This window comes from Mesorhizobium sp. P170090 (assembly GCF_057786115.1).
This window is the reverse complement of the sequence record NZ_JBYNWH010000001.1, coordinates 4,063,818-4,076,985: the sequence shown is the minus strand read 5'-3', so window position 1 is coordinate 4,076,985 and position 13,168 is coordinate 4,063,818. Positions and strand designations below refer to the sequence as shown.

Genomic DNA, 13,168 nt, shown 5'->3' with positions numbered 1-13,168 from the left:
ACAACGCATTTCGCCGCCGCCAGGGCAAAAGCCTGCGATGGACCGTTTTCCAAGCCAGAACGTATCAGGAGGCAGGCGGACGCATTAGCGGGTAGCCACCCGCCGGGCGCGATAGTCGCCGGGCGTTTCGCCCATGACGCGCCGGAAACGGCGGTTGAACGTCGACAAATCGTTGAAACCGGCCTCGAAGGCGATCGCCGAGATGGCATCGCCTGACATGCGCAGCCGCACCGCCGCGCGGTGCAGCCGGGTTCTCAGCAGAAACTGATAGGGCGTCATGCCGGCGACCTGCCGGAAGGTGCGCAGGAAATGATACGGGCTGGTCGCCGTCGCGCAGGCAAGCTCGGAAAGCGAGACCGACCTGTCGGCATTGAGCTCGATCTGCCGCACCGCCTCGGCAACCCGTTTCTGGTCGCGGCGGCTCGGCGGTCGAACGCCAGGCACCGCATCGCTGGCGACGGGCAGTGCTGCGCCGGCAACTGCCAGTGCTGCGCCGGCAATTCGCAGGCCAAGCTCCTCAAAGGCGTCGATGTCGACCATCTCGCGCGCCGCTTCCGCCTCGGCCAGCAGCGATGTCAGCGCCGGCAAGGGCGGCATATGCGGCACGCCGAAGGCGAGCTTGCTCGCGCCGGGCACGTCGCTGGCGATGCGGTCGAGATAGGCCGGAGCGAAGTGGAAGGACAGGCAACGGTCGCCGGCGCCATGCTCATGCCCGCATTCATAGCAGGCGCCGACATTGCCGAGCAGGATCGCGCCCGGCGCCAGCATGGCGGCGCCTTGCCTGGTGCGGTAGCGGAAGGTGCCGCTGGTGACAGCGGCAACGCAGAAGGTGTCGTGCGCCTCCTCGAACGGGCGGTCGCCGGCGCCGGCCGTGCACAGCACGTCACAGACATACCAACCCTGCCCCGATGCCAAGTTTTGTTCGCTCGTCGTCATGGCTTGAAAGATAGCAATTTTTCCCAAGCGCGACACCCGGTCGGGGCCTATCGCTTGCAGCCTCCTGACACTACGAAGGCAGCAAGTATGATCGGTACATCCTCCTTTGCCGAAGCGCTCCACAGCGACGGCCCCAATTCCGGCCTGGCTGAAAAGCTGGATCTCTACGGCCGCTTCGTCGGCGCCTGGACATTCGATGCCACGCGCCATCTCGAGGACGGCACGGTTCTCACCGGAGGCGGCGAGGTGCATTTCGGCTGGGTCCTGGAAGGCAGGGCGATCCAGGATGTATGGATCCTGCCCGCGCGGGATGCCGGCCCCTCGCCTTCTCTCGGCAAATGGACTTTCTATGGCACAACGCTGCGGGCCTATGATCCCGGCTCGGATGCCTGGCACATCTTCTGGAGCGACCCGCGCAACCAATACTACAGCCGCCAGCTTGGTCGCGCCGAAGGCGACACGATTGTGCAGGTCGGCGCCGACGGCACTGGTTCCTCGGTCCGCTGGAGCTTTTCGCGCATCACCAAGGACAGCTTCCGCTGGCTCGGCGAGCGTTCGCACGACGATGGCAAGACATGGCGTCTCGAAGTCGAGTTCCTGGCGCGCCGCGTCGCCCAGGACTGATGACGCAACATATTGCAAAAAAGGTGAAAAAACATGCTTGACCATGTCTCGATCGGCGTCCGCGACACCAACGTTCCGAAGCCCTTCTACGATGCCGCGCTAAAGCCGCTCGGTTATTCCTGCCTCGGCCAGTCGCCAGGCTCACTGGGTTATGGTGCGCAAGCCGTCGCGCTGTGGGTGAACGACGCGGAGCGGCCAGTGCCATCGGACGAGAAGCCCGGTCTGCATTTCTGCTTTGCCGCGCCGACGAGGCAGAGTGTCGTCGCCTTCCATGCCGCCGCCTTGCGTGCAGGCGACAGCGACAATGGCGCGCCGGGCCTGCGCGCCGACTATGGCGAGGACTATTACGCTGCCTTCATCGTCGATCCCGACGGCTATCGCCTGGAGGCCTATTGCAACGCTGCCGCCTAACATAGCCGGCGTCTCCGGTATCGGCATCTCAGACGGTTCCCACCGGCCAGGCTTTGCTCTACCACTATCGTGGCGCAGGGGTCCGGCCCGGCGGGAGGGGTCAGCGATGCCGAGTTTCGACAGCCTGTTCAACGCCTTCGTCACCATTCTGGTGACCATCGACCCGCCAGGTCTCGCGCCGCTCTTCCTCGCGGTGACACGCGGCATGAACCGCGAGGAACGTCAGCAGGTCTCGGTGCGCGCCTCGATCATCGGCTTCCTGGTGATGGCGCTGTTTGCGGTGGCCGGGGCCTCCATCCTGTCGGTGTTCGGCATCACGCTGCCGGCTTTCCGCGTCGCCGGCGGGTTTTTGCTGTTCTTCATCGCGTTCGAAATGGTGTTCGAGCGCCGCCAGGACCGCAAGGAGAAGATCGGCGACGTCGCCATCACCAAGGACATGATCCACAATATCGCGGCCTTCCCGCTGGCGATCCCGCTGATCGCCGGCCCCGGTGCGATTTCGGCGACCGTGCTACTGTCGGGCTCGTTTCAGGGTTTTGCAGCACAAGCGGCGCTGGTCGGCATCATCTTCGTCTGCCTTGCCATCACCTATCTGGTGTTCGTGCTGTCGGAGCGCATCGACCGCATCCTCGGCCAGACCGGCCGCTCGATCCTCACCCGCCTGCTCGGCGTCATCCTGGCCGCGCTTGCGGTTCAGTTCGTCGCGGATGGCATCAAGGCGCTGATGGCGGGGTAACGGCAGCCCCTACTCCACCGCCGTATCGACGACCTTGAAATCGTGGGTGATGACAGCCGTCTTGGCCAGCATGGCCGAGGCCGAGCAGTATTTCTCGATCGACAGGTTGATGGCGCGCTGGACCTTGTCGCGCGACAGCGCGTGGCCCGTGACGATGAAATGCATGTGGATGCGGGTGAAGACTTTCGGGTCGGTTTCGGCCCGGTCGGCGTCGAGTTCGACAACACAGTCCTCGATCGCCTCGCGGCCTTTTTCGAGGATGTGGACGACATCATAGGCCGAGCAGCCGCCGGTGCCGATCAGCACCAGCTCCATCGGGCTCGGACCCGGCGTCTTGCCTTCCGGCCCGGAGGCGGTTCCCAGCACAACCTTGTGGCCGCTGCCGGACTCGCCGACGAAGGTGCGCTCCTCGACCCATTTGATCCGGGCTTTCACGGCAATCTTCCTTTCAGAAAGCGTCACTGGCCGAAGACGACCGTGTGCATGATCCGCCTCGGCAGCAGCGTGAACACGCCGGCGCCGATCAGGGCGAAAACATACAGCGATATCATGACCCTGCGATGTGTGGCGACCCGATGCATATGCGCGTGCCAGACCGCCAGCGGCACGGCGATCAACACTAACATCGACAAGAGATGGATCGGGCTGAACGGACCGACGAGGCGTATCTGCTGGATCCAGAAACTGGAGATGGCGATGACCAGCATCAGCGCCGCCCAGGTATAGCCGACGACACGATGACGCGTCGTGCCTTTCGGCAGCGCTAGTTGCGTAGCGCCAATGGCCAGCGCGGCAAGGGCCGCGAAGGCGTGCCATGGAATGGGAGGGCGCGCCGATAGAAGCGGTTCGAGCGACATCGCGCCCTCTCCTCAGATATCGCTGACTACCGTCAGCTCAGAACGGGATTTCGTCGTCCAGTTCGCGCGACGAGCCGCCGCCACCGCCGCCCTTGGAACCGCCGCCACCGCTGTTGCCGCCGCGGTTGAAGCTCTCATTGGGGCCAGACTGGCCGAAATCCGAGCCACGGCTCGCGCCGCTGCCGCCGGCATAGTTGCCGACCTGACCGCCGCCCTCGCCGCGAGAATCGAGCATCTGCAGCTCGCCGCGGAATTTCTGCAGCACGACTTCGGTCGTGTACTTGTCGGCGCCGGTCTGGTCTTGCCATTTGCGTGTCTGCAGCTGGCCTTCGACGTAAACCTTCATGCCCTTCTTCAGGTACTGCTCGGCGACCTTGGCGATCTGGTCATTGAAAATGACCACGTTGTGCCATTCGGTCTTTTCCTTGCGCTCGCCGGAGTTCTTGTCGCGCCAGCTTTCCGACGTGGCGATGCGGATGTTGACGACCGGATCACCGGAATTCAGGCGGCGGATTTCAGGGTCCGCGCCGAGGTTACCGACCAGAATGACCTTGTTGACGCTACCCGCCATGACACTTCTCCGTGCTCATCCGAAACAAATTTCAAGTCGTTCACCTTACAGGCCGCGCACAATCCTGGCTTGCCGCGGCTGGCTTTTCCCACAAGGTTTTTGTTCCCTTTTCGTTCCTATACTGTTAACCACGGATTGTCAAGGAATGGCAGCAATCGCCGACGCGGGCGCGTGGATTTAGCTGACACGCAGGGGCGAGAAGCGGTGTCGTCAGCGCCGTTTTTTAGCTGGCCGCAACGGACCGAAAAAGCCGCTCCACTCCATGCCCATGCCATGGGCGCGCTGTGCGATCACGGTTGGCGCCGACATCAGCCCGACTGCAGGTTCAGATTTCAGAGCCGGGTCATTCAGCAATTTCCCGATCGCGCGCCCGTGCCACCACACCTGAGCGACGAGCGCCGCTACCACCGCGATCAGGCCCCAGGTCCCCAATCCTTCGCCGAAGACGTAAATCCCGTATGGCGGCGATAGCGCCGTACCCAGCTTGGCCAACAAGATCACGGCCACGAAACCGATGACGGCGATCGCTCCTATACCGAGTACGAGGCGGCGATAGAGCCTCAGAGCCTCGTTGAGGTTCTCGGCGGACGAAAGATCGACGTTGGAATTCATAAATACTACTCCTGCCTCGCGATGATCGGCCCATCTTGTTCCCCACGGCTTAGAGGCCCGGCAGGATCCAATCAATACGCAGCATTCAAAACACCCCTTGCCAAATCGATAAGTATCGACTTATGCTTTGCCATGATCGAAGCAGAGATTTTTCGCGCCCTGGCCGACCCGACGCGACGCGCCGTCTACGAGCGGCTGACTTCCGGCGAGATGAGCGTGTCGGAGTTGCGCACCGGCATGAGCGTGTCGCAGCCGGCGGTGTCGCAGCACCTTGCCGTGCTGCGCGGCGCAGGCCTGGTCAGCGAAAGACGCGCCGGCCGCAACGCCTACTATCGCGCCGATCCGCAAGGGCTCGAGCCGCTGCTCGGCTGGATCGAACGCTACCGCGCATTCTGGCCGGAGCGCATCGAAAGACTGAAGGCCGTTTTGAAGGACATGGACCAATGACCGACGAAAAGCAGACGCAGACCGCCAAGGATGCCCTCGCCTTCGAATGCGATCTGCCGGACGCACCGGAAAAAGTGTGGCGGGCACTGACCGTGCCGGACCTCTTGGCGGAATGGATGATGCCGAACGACATCAATCCGGAAACCGGCAGCCGCTTTGCCTTTGCCGGGCCTGAGAAGCCGATCGAGTGCGAAGTGCTCGATGCCGAGCCGGGGCGCCTGCTGCGCTATTCCTGGCGCGAGCGTTCCGGCGACGCCAACCGCGAGGAGCTGGAGAGCATCGTCACCTTCACACTCGCCCGCACCGTTTCCGGCGGCACGCATCTGCGCATCGTCCATGACGGGTTTGTCCTGACGCCTGCGGTCGCGATGGCCGGCGCCGGCTGCCGGCTCTGGCTGCGCGCATACAAGCCCAAACCGCCTGTCGCCGCCAACGCGCCACGCCTGTTGCTGCGCGCTGCCTGACCCGGAAAAATCAAAACGGAGACAATGAGATGAGCGGCTTTGCCAATCTGGTGCCGATGGTGATCGAGCAATCGAGCCGCGGCGAACGTGCCTTCGACATTTTCTCGCGGCTGCTGCGCGAGCGCATCATCTTCGTCAATGGCGAGATCAATGACGGCATGTCGGCGCTGGTCTGCGCCCAGCTCCTGTCGCTGGAATCGGACAATCCCGACAAGGAGATCTCGCTCTACATCAACTCGCCGGGCGGCGTGGTGACCAGCGGCTTCGCCATCTACGACACGATGCAATATGTCAGCTGCCCGGTGTCGACCGTGTGCATGGGCTTTGCCGCGTCGATGGCCTCCTTCCTGCTGATGGCGGGAACGCCGGGGCGGCGCATCGCGCTGCCCAATGCCAGCATCGTGCTGCACCAGCCTCTGGGCGGCTTCCAGGGCCAGGCCTCCGACATCCAGCGCCATGCCGAAGGCATTTTGCGCACCAAGCGGCACATGGCCGACCTCTACGCTCACCATTGCGGCCGCACCCACGAAGAGGTCGAACGCACGCTCGACCGCGATTTCTTCATGACCGCGAAGGAGGCCAAGGACTGGGGCCTCGTCGACCACGTCTTCGACACCCGCAAGCAGGCAGCGGCCTGATCGGCGGATTGAATGCAGGCCGGTGTTCCCTCAATTTCAACGCCGCTGGTCTGGCCTCGCCTTGAGCGCGGCACTATAGTCTTGCCATGCGCTACCACCTGAACAGACTGACCATAGCCATTGCCATCACGGCGGCGACATCGAGCATGGCCTTTGCCGGGGGCAGCACCAGCACGTCGCGGAAAGGCGCCCTGCCCGGCGTGGCCGGCGACTACCGCATCGCCAAGCCCGCGCCGCAGCCGGAGCCGGACGACGCGCTGCCTGCCGTCGAGAACGGCACGTTCAAGATCGGCGACACCGATGTCAGGATTTCCGGCAGCATCACTGTCGATGTCGGCACGGGTGGGATCAAGCCGCCGCGCCGGTAGCCCCTTCTCCCAGCTACTATACGGGAGAGAAAGCCTGCGCCGACGACTTCCTCGCAAAAGAACAGCCCCGCCGTTGCTTCCGCTAACGGTCGGGGCTTTTTTTGGATTCCAAATCCAAACTGCCGGTAGTGTTATACCGACTTTGATTTCGGATGCTTCGCGGCATTCAGCCGACGATCCGACTAGCCGTCTCTGATTTTTGTGGGATTCGGCAGGTCACGGTTTGTCTGGTGGTTTGTTGGACTGACGCGATGCGTTCGTTTGGACGCATACACTCCAATGCCTTGAAACTACCTGGCACTTATGCCCGCCGCGGCTCCACTAGCAGGTGGAGCCTCAAGGGACTATCCGGTGGCGTCATGCTCCGCTCCTATGTCCGTTGCGACTGGTGTCAATCCGAAGCACAAATCGCAAAAACCTGCGGCGTCTCGCAGGCCGCTATGGGCGGCGAGGCCATCAAAGACGGCCGGCTCCGTTGACTCCGGCAGAGTGCGCCCCTGATTCGACGGCGTCAACCTTGAATAGCCGGTTACGGAAAATGTGATCGTCGGGAGCTTACGTCAGGGTCAGTTTCTGAAACACCCTTGTCAGTTTCTGCACAGCTTTGTCAGGAGCGTGTTCGGTCTTTGTTCTTTCCGCTTGCCCGTTCGCGCGAAAGACGGTTAAACGGCTTTGGTCGAGAAGTGTGGCGTCTCTCGACGTGGCGGCAAAAATACCTACATAGGGAATGGCCGGGAAAACCCGCCGATCCCACTGACACCAGACCTGAGGCGGCGACCGGCGATGGCCGACCATAAATACCTTTCCATTCGCGGGGCACGCGAACACAACCTAAAGAATGTCGATCTCGACCTGCCGCGTGACAGCCTGATCGTCATGACCGGCCTGTCGGGCTCCGGCAAATCGTCGCTTGCTTTCGACACCATCTATGCCGAGGGCCAGCGCCGTTACGTCGAGAGCCTGTCGGCTTATGCGCGCCAGTTCCTCGAAATGATGCAGAAGCCGGATGTCGACCAGATCGACGGCCTGTCGCCGGCCATCTCGATCGAGCAGAAGACCACGTCGAAGAACCCGCGTTCGACGGTCGGCACCGTCACCGAGATCTACGACTACATGCGCTTGCTGTTCGCGCGCGTCGGCATCCCCTATTCGCCGGCGACCGGCCTGCCGATCGAGAGCCAGACGGTTTCACAGATGGTCGACCGGGTGCTGGCGGTCGAGGAAGGCACGCGCCTTTTCCTGCTGGCGCCGATCGTGCGCGGCCGCAAGGGTGAGTATCGCAAGGAACTGCTGGAGCTGCAGAAGAAGGGCTTTCAGCGCGTCAAGGTCGACGGCGTCTTCTATGAGATCGCCGATGTGCCGGCGTTGGACAAGAAGTACAAGCACGACATCGATGTCGTCGTCGACCGCATCGTCGTGCGCGGCGACCTGGCGACACGGCTTGCCGATTCCATCGAAACGGCGCTCAAGCTGGCGGAAGGGCTGGCGGTGGCCGAGTTCGCCGACCGGCCGCTCGACGCCAGCCAGACCGGCGAGGACTCGGTCAACAAATCGAAGAACGAGACGCATGAGCGCATCCTGTTCTCGGAAAAATTCGCCTGCCCGGTTTCCGGCTTCACCATTCCGGAGATCGAGCCCCGGCTGTTCTCGTTCAACAACCCGTTCGGCGCCTGCCCGACCTGCGACGGCCTCGGCAACCAGCGCGCCATCGACGCCAGCCTGATCGTGCCGGACGAAAACGTCTCGCTGCGCGACGGCGCCGTCAGCCCGTGGGCGAAGTCGACCTCACCCTATTACGCCCAGACGCTGGAAGCGCTGGGCAAAGCCTATGGCTTCAAGCTCGGCGACAAGTTCAAAGACCTGACCGAAGAGGCAAAGGATGCCGTCCTGCGTGGCACCGGCGAGCGCGAGGTCACCTTCCAATATGATGACGGCCTGCGCTCCTACAAGACCACCAAGACGTTCGAGGGCGTCATTCCCAATCTCGAACGGCGGTGGAAGGAAACCGAATCCGCCTGGATGCGCGAGGAGATCGAGCGCTTCATGTCGGCGACGCCCTGCCCGGTCTGCAAGGGATACCGGCTGAAGCCGGAAGCGCTGGCGGTGAAGATCGCCGGCAAGCATATCGGCGAAGTCACAGAGCTGTCGATCCGCAAGGCCGACCAGTGGTTCACCGAACTGCCGCCACATCTCAACGACCAGCAGAACGAGATCGCGGTGCGCGTTCTCAAGGAAATCCGTGACCGCCTGCGCTTCCTCAACGATGTCGGCCTCGACTATCTGACGCTGTCGCGCAATTCCGGCACGCTGTCGGGCGGCGAGAGCCAGCGCATAAGGCTGGCGTCGCAGATCGGCTCCGGCCTCACCGGCGTGCTCTATGTGCTGGACGAGCCGTCGATCGGCCTGCACCAACGCGACAATGCCCGCCTGCTCGACACGCTCAAGCATCTGCGCGACATCGGCAACACGGTGATCGTCGTCGAGCATGACGAAGACGCCATCCTGCATGCCGACTACGTCGTCGACATGGGTCCGGCCGCCGGCATCCATGGCGGAGAGATCATCGCCCAGGGCACGCCGCAGCAGGTGATGGCCAATCCTAATTCGATCACCGGTAAATATCTGTCGGGCGCGCTCGAAGTCGCCACGCCCGGTGTCAGGCGCGAGGCCAAGAAGAACCGCCGGCTGAAGATCGTCGGCGCGCGCGGCAACAATCTCAAGAACGTCACTGCCGAAATCCCGCTCGGCACCTTCACCGCCGTCACCGGCGTGTCTGGCGGCGGCAAATCGACCTTCCTGATCGAGACGCTGTTCAAGGCGGCGTCGCGCCGCATCATGGGCTCGCGCGAGCATCCGGCCGATCACGACCGCATCGAGGGCCTCGAATTCCTCGACAAGGTCATCGACATCGACCAGTCGCCGATCGGCCGCACACCGCGTTCGAACCCGGCCACCTACACCGGCGCCTTCACACCGATCCGCGACTGGTTCGCCGGCCTGCCCGAGGCCAAGGCCCGCGGCTATCAGCCGGGCCGCTTCTCCTTCAACGTCAAGGGCGGCCGCTGCGAGGCCTGCCAGGGCGACGGCGTCATCAAGATCGAGATGCACTTCCTGCCCGACGTCTACGTCACGTGCGACGTCTGCCATGGCAAGCGCTACAACCGCGAGACGCTGGATGTCGTGTTCAAGGGCAAGTCGATCGCGGACGTCTTGGACATGACGGTCGAGGAAGGTGTCGATTTCTTTGCCGCCGTGCCCGGCGTGCGCGACAAGCTCGACACGCTGAAGCAGGTCGGCCTCGGCTACATCCATATCGGCCAGCAGGCGACGACGCTGTCGGGCGGCGAGGCGCAGCGCATCAAGCTCGCCAAGGAATTGTCGCGCAAGGCGACCGGCAAGACGCTCTACATCCTCGACGAGCCGACCACCGGCCTGCACTTCCATGACGTCGCCAAGTTGCTGGAAGTGCTTCACGAACTGGTCGACCAGGGCAACACGGTGGTGGTCATCGAGCACAATCTCGAAGTCATCAAGACCGCCGACTGGGTGCTCGACCTCGGCCCCGAAGGCGGCGATGGCGGTGGCGAACTGGTGGCACAGGGCACACCGGAAGCCATCGTGCGCGAAAAGCGCAGCTACACCGGCCAGTTCCTGAAGGAGCTTTTGGAGCGGCGGCCCGGAGGCAAGCGCGAAGCGGCGGAGTAACTGACAGACCGGTCGGGCGCCTGGAGAGCTTTGAATGACAGTCCGACAGGCGCTTGCCGGTGATCTCGACGCAGTCGTCTCGCTGACGCAGACCGCCTATGAGCACTACACGCCCTTGTTAGGCGCGCCGCCGCTCCCAGTCACCGAGGACTATGCGCCACGCATCGAGCGTGGCGAGGTCTGGCTCTTGGAGAGCGGCGCGGAACTCGCCGGGCTGATCGTTATTGAGCGCCATCCCGATCATGCGATGATCTTCAGCGTCGCGGTCTCCCCCGCTTTCCAGGGCAGGAAACTCGGCACCGCGCTGCTCGACTTCGCCCAGGAACAGGCGCGGCTATGGGGTGTGCCGGAGGTGCGGCTCTACACCAATTCGCGCATGGAGCGGAACATCGAGATCTATACGGCCTATGGCTTCCACGAAACGGGCCGCCGAGCCAATCCCCACCGTCCCGGATGGACCGTGGTCGACATGATCAAACCGGTTGGAAAAATAGCCTGACCGCATTTTTAGAACTGGGAGGAAGACGATGATCAGCCAAGGAACAATCCGCGCCGGGATGGGCGGCTGGACTTTCGAACCCTGGGATACGTCCTTCTACCCGGACAAGCTTTCCAAGGCCAAACAGCTGAGTTACGCCACCCGCCAGGTACCGAGCATCGAGGTCAACGGCACCTACTATTCCAGCTTCAAGGAGCCGACCTTCGTCAAATGGGCGGGCGAGGCGCCGGACGGTTTCGTCTATTCGCTGAAGGGCAATCGCTTCGTCACCAACCGCCGCGTGCTTGGCGAAGCCGGCGAGTCCATGACGCGCTTCCTCGGCTCCGGCATTGCCGCGCTGGGCGACAAGCTGGGCCCGATCCTGTGGCAGTTCGCGCCGACGAAAAAGTTCGACGCCGACGATTTCGAGGCCTTCCTGAAGCTGCTGCCGGAAAAGCAGGATGGCGTGGCGCTGCGCCATGCGCTGGAAGTGCGCAACGACAGTTTCAGCGTGCCGGAATTTGTGGGCCTGGCGCGCAAATACAAGGCGGCAATCGTCTATGCCGACCATGCCAAATATCCTGGTATCGCCGACATCACCGGCGATTTTATCTATGCGCGGCTGCAGACCGGCAGCGACGACAATCCGGATTGCTATACGCCGAATGGCCTGGACGAATGGGCAGCGCGGGTGAAGACCTGGGCGCAAGGCAAGCAGCCGGCCGATCTGCGGCGCGCCGATCCGACTTTCGACGCGCCGGTGAAACCGCGCGATGTGTTCGTCTACTTCATCACCGAGGGCAAGGTGCGCGCGCCGTTCGGCGCCATGGCGCTGATGAAGCGGGTGAGCTGATCGGTTAAAGCGCGTCGCGCTGAAACGGATTCATACGACGCGATTTAAGTCTTTGTCTTGATGCATGCCGTTGTCCCAGAACCGCGGCACACTTCTGGGCGACATGCATTAGGAGCAATTCCAGGAAAAGTGTGGAACGGTTTTCCCGGGAAAGCGGTCAGCGCTTTCCCTTGAAAAGGGTTTCAACCCAGAATTGCTACGATGAACCGAAGCGTGATAGCTTATGCGCATCGTAACCTTATCGATACCTCCATCCTGCATAAATCCGGTGCGGGTCCTTTCTAGAGGCCGGCCGCCGCGCGCAAGGACGAGGGCATGTCGCTCGACTACAGTTCCCTTCTGTTGGCTGTCGGGTTTTCCGCCGCTTGCCTCGGCCTGACGCTGTTCGGCATTTGGCTTACCGCGCGCTCGGAAAAATTCCTGCTGACCTGGGCGGTCAGCGTGCTTCTGATCGTCGCCGACGTCTTCGCCTACCAGGCCTATATCGACGCGCCCGGACGCCTGCTCGGCCTCGCCAGCTTCACGTTCCTGCTGCTCGGCTTCGCGACCATGCTGGGCGCGGCCCATCAGTTCACGACCGGCCGCTCGCCATTGCCGCGCATCGCTGTCGGCGCCGGCGTCTCGCTGGCAGTCGCCTTGCCGCCGATGGCGCTTGGCTATGACGGGCTGGGCTTCATGCTGGAGAATGCCTTCGCCGCGCTGCTTTTGTTTGCGACGGCCTATGAATACTGGAAGGGTCGTACGGAATTCCCGGCCCCGATCCTCGGCATTGCAGGGCTCTACACCGCCACCGCAATTTCCTTCGTGCTGTGCTCCGGTGCACTTGTCTGGGATGGCAGGCTGGTGCTTGGCCATGCGCCGAGCAACTGGGCCGAGGATTTCAGCCTCATCGTCGTCATCGCGTGCATGACCGGCATCGGCGCGCTGTCGCTGGCGCTCAACCAGGGACGCCTGGCGCAGCATCATCGCCGCGAAGCGCTGACCGATCCGCTGACCGGACTGCTCAACCGGCGCGCTTTGTTCGACCTGCACGGCAAAACACCGGTCCGGTCCTTCACCGCCGTGATCGTGTTCGATCTCGACGGCTTCAAGGCCATAAATGACGAGTTCGGCCATGCCACCGGCGACGAGGTCCTGAAACTGTTCGCCAAGGATTTGACCGCCAATCTCCAGCCGGGCGATGTCGCCGCGCGCATGGGCGGAGAGGAATTTGCATTGGTGCTCGATCGCACCTTGCCTGAAAAGGTGGAATTCATAGCCGAGCGGATCCGGGCCAGTTTTGCCATGCGCCGGATCGATACCGAGACCCGCCTGCTGTCCTGCACCGTCAGCGCCGGCTACGCCTTCGGCAGCGAGGGCGGCACCAAATTCGACAAGGTGCTCAGCGCCGCCGACAAGGCGCTTTACGGCGCCAAGCGCGGCGGCCGCAATCGTGTGCTCGCCTTCCGGCGCGCCGGGTAGGCTGGCT

At 63.0% G+C, this 13,168-nt stretch carries 16 protein-coding genes; 11 read left to right on the top strand and 5 right to left on the bottom strand.

All coding sequences use genetic code 11. The features are described 5' to 3' along the window. Positions 1-84: 84 nt before the first annotated feature. Positions 85-936 carry a helix-turn-helix transcriptional regulator gene (locus AC3EML_RS19710; protein ID WP_352520287.1) on the bottom strand — a complete coding sequence of 284 codons (852 nt, stop codon included), beginning with the start codon at positions 934-936 and terminating at the stop codon, positions 85-87. Between the two features lie 87 nt (positions 937-1,023). On the opposite strand from AC3EML_RS19710, the gene AC3EML_RS19705 reads away from it, so the two are divergent. The 3 genes from AC3EML_RS19705 (at position 1,024) to AC3EML_RS19695 (ending at position 2,707) form a co-directional block, all read left to right on the top strand. Then, positions 1,024-1,560 carry a hypothetical protein gene (locus tag AC3EML_RS19705; RefSeq protein WP_023670951.1) on the top strand — a complete coding sequence of 179 codons (537 nt, stop codon included), beginning with the start codon at positions 1,024-1,026 and terminating at the stop codon, positions 1,558-1,560. Between the two features lie 33 nt (positions 1,561-1,593). Further along, positions 1,594-1,971 (top strand): VOC family protein, encoded by a 378-nt coding sequence (locus tag AC3EML_RS19700; RefSeq protein WP_023684636.1) that lies wholly within the window; start codon positions 1,594-1,596, stop codon positions 1,969-1,971. A 106-nt stretch (positions 1,972-2,077) separates the two neighbouring features. Continuing rightward, positions 2,078-2,707 carry a MarC family protein gene (locus tag AC3EML_RS19695; protein WP_023670949.1) on the top strand — a complete coding sequence of 210 codons (630 nt, stop codon included), beginning with the start codon at positions 2,078-2,080 and terminating at the stop codon, positions 2,705-2,707. A 9-nt stretch (positions 2,708-2,716) separates the two neighbouring features. On the opposite strand, the gene AC3EML_RS19690 is transcribed toward AC3EML_RS19695, so the two are convergent. From AC3EML_RS19690 to AC3EML_RS19675, 4 genes are all read right to left on the bottom strand, one after another. Beyond that, positions 2,717-3,142 (bottom strand): OsmC family protein, encoded by a 426-nt coding sequence (locus AC3EML_RS19690; protein WP_023684635.1) that lies wholly within the window; start codon positions 3,140-3,142, stop codon positions 2,717-2,719. Between the two features lie 23 nt (positions 3,143-3,165). Further along, complete coding sequence (locus AC3EML_RS19685) at positions 3,166-3,564, bottom strand: DUF2306 domain-containing protein (protein ID WP_352520286.1); 399 nt, start codon at positions 3,562-3,564, stop codon at positions 3,166-3,168. 37 nt (positions 3,565-3,601) lie between these two features. Beyond that, complete coding sequence (gene ssb, locus AC3EML_RS19680; RefSeq protein ID WP_023684633.1) at positions 3,602-4,135, bottom strand: single-stranded DNA-binding protein; 534 nt, start codon at positions 4,133-4,135, stop codon at positions 3,602-3,604. Between the two features lie 210 nt (positions 4,136-4,345). Next, positions 4,346-4,747 carry a hypothetical protein gene (locus AC3EML_RS19675; protein WP_023684632.1) on the bottom strand — a complete coding sequence of 134 codons (402 nt, stop codon included), beginning with the start codon at positions 4,745-4,747 and terminating at the stop codon, positions 4,346-4,348. Between the two features lie 132 nt (positions 4,748-4,879). On the opposite strand from AC3EML_RS19675, the gene AC3EML_RS19670 reads away from it, so the two are divergent. The 8 genes from AC3EML_RS19670 to AC3EML_RS19635 all read left to right on the top strand — a co-directional run bounded on the left by AC3EML_RS19670 (position 4,880) and on the right by AC3EML_RS19635 (position 13,161). Beyond that, a complete protein-coding gene (locus AC3EML_RS19670; RefSeq protein WP_023670944.1) occupies positions 4,880-5,194 on the top strand; it encodes an ArsR/SmtB family transcription factor in 315 nt (104 codons plus the stop codon). Further along, positions 5,191-5,658: an SRPBCC family protein gene (locus tag AC3EML_RS19665; RefSeq protein WP_023696505.1), complete on the top strand. Its 468-nt coding sequence runs from the start codon at positions 5,191-5,193 to the stop codon at positions 5,656-5,658. The genes AC3EML_RS19670 and AC3EML_RS19665 overlap by 4 nt, the downstream gene beginning before the upstream one ends. A 29-nt stretch (positions 5,659-5,687) precedes the next feature. Continuing rightward, positions 5,688-6,296 (top strand): ATP-dependent Clp protease proteolytic subunit, encoded by a 609-nt coding sequence (locus AC3EML_RS19660; RefSeq protein ID WP_023684630.1) that lies wholly within the window; start codon positions 5,688-5,690, stop codon positions 6,294-6,296. A gap of 146 nt (positions 6,297-6,442) precedes the next feature. Then, positions 6,443-6,664, top strand: a complete 222-nt coding sequence (locus tag AC3EML_RS19655; RefSeq protein ID WP_245261915.1) for a hypothetical protein — start codon at positions 6,443-6,445, stop codon at positions 6,662-6,664. Between the two features lie 783 nt (positions 6,665-7,447). Continuing rightward, entirely contained in the window at positions 7,448-10,369 is a 2,922-nt protein-coding gene (gene uvrA / locus AC3EML_RS19650; RefSeq protein WP_023670940.1) for an excinuclease ABC subunit UvrA, read from the top strand. Positions 10,370-10,403: 34 nt separating this feature from the next. Continuing rightward, positions 10,404-10,868: a GNAT family N-acetyltransferase gene (locus AC3EML_RS19645; protein WP_023706185.1), complete on the top strand. Its 465-nt coding sequence runs from the start codon at positions 10,404-10,406 to the stop codon at positions 10,866-10,868. A 28-nt stretch (positions 10,869-10,896) separates the two neighbouring features. After that, a complete protein-coding gene (locus AC3EML_RS19640; protein ID WP_023693383.1) occupies positions 10,897-11,700 on the top strand; it encodes a DUF72 domain-containing protein in 804 nt (267 codons plus the stop codon). A gap of 315 nt (positions 11,701-12,015) precedes the next feature. Next, on the top strand, positions 12,016-13,161 hold the full coding sequence (locus AC3EML_RS19635) for a GGDEF domain-containing protein (protein ID WP_023670937.1): 1,146 nt from the start codon (positions 12,016-12,018) through the stop codon (positions 13,159-13,161). The last annotated feature ends 7 nt before the right edge of the window (positions 13,162-13,168 follow it).

Excerpts from the sequence above, each read along its gene's own strand:
- AC3EML_RS19685 (WP_352520286.1), bottom strand. The coding sequence starts at position 3,564 with ATGTCGCTCGAACCGCTTCTATCGGCGCGCCCTCCCATTCCATGGCAC.
- AC3EML_RS19665 (WP_023696505.1), top strand. The coding sequence starts at position 5,191 with ATGACCGACGAAAAGCAGACGCAGACCGCCAAGGATGCCCTCGCCTTC.
- AC3EML_RS19655 (WP_245261915.1), top strand. The coding sequence starts at position 6,443 with ATGGCCTTTGCCGGGGGCAGCACCAGCACGTCGCGGAAAGGCGCCCTG.
- AC3EML_RS19700 (WP_023684636.1), top strand. The coding sequence starts at position 1,594 with ATGCTTGACCATGTCTCGATCGGCGTCCGCGACACCAACGTTCCGAAG.
- ssb (WP_023684633.1), bottom strand. The coding sequence starts at position 4,135 with ATGGCGGGTAGCGTCAACAAGGTCATTCTGGTCGGTAACCTCGGCGCG.
- AC3EML_RS19705 (WP_023670951.1), top strand. The coding sequence starts at position 1,024 with ATGATCGGTACATCCTCCTTTGCCGAAGCGCTCCACAGCGACGGCCCC.
- AC3EML_RS19640 (WP_023693383.1), top strand. The coding sequence starts at position 10,897 with ATGATCAGCCAAGGAACAATCCGCGCCGGGATGGGCGGCTGGACTTTC.
- AC3EML_RS19645 (WP_023706185.1), top strand. The coding sequence starts at position 10,404 with ATGACAGTCCGACAGGCGCTTGCCGGTGATCTCGACGCAGTCGTCTCG.
- AC3EML_RS19670 (WP_023670944.1), top strand. The coding sequence starts at position 4,880 with ATGATCGAAGCAGAGATTTTTCGCGCCCTGGCCGACCCGACGCGACGC.
- AC3EML_RS19710 (WP_352520287.1), bottom strand. The coding sequence starts at position 936 with ATGACGACGAGCGAACAAAACTTGGCATCGGGGCAGGGTTGGTATGTC.
- AC3EML_RS19635 (WP_023670937.1), top strand. The coding sequence starts at position 12,016 with ATGTCGCTCGACTACAGTTCCCTTCTGTTGGCTGTCGGGTTTTCCGCC.
- AC3EML_RS19695 (WP_023670949.1), top strand. The coding sequence starts at position 2,078 with ATGCCGAGTTTCGACAGCCTGTTCAACGCCTTCGTCACCATTCTGGTG.
- AC3EML_RS19660 (WP_023684630.1), top strand. The coding sequence starts at position 5,688 with ATGAGCGGCTTTGCCAATCTGGTGCCGATGGTGATCGAGCAATCGAGC.
- uvrA (WP_023670940.1), top strand. The coding sequence starts at position 7,448 with ATGGCCGACCATAAATACCTTTCCATTCGCGGGGCACGCGAACACAAC.
- AC3EML_RS19675 (WP_023684632.1), bottom strand. The coding sequence starts at position 4,747 with ATGAATTCCAACGTCGATCTTTCGTCCGCCGAGAACCTCAACGAGGCT.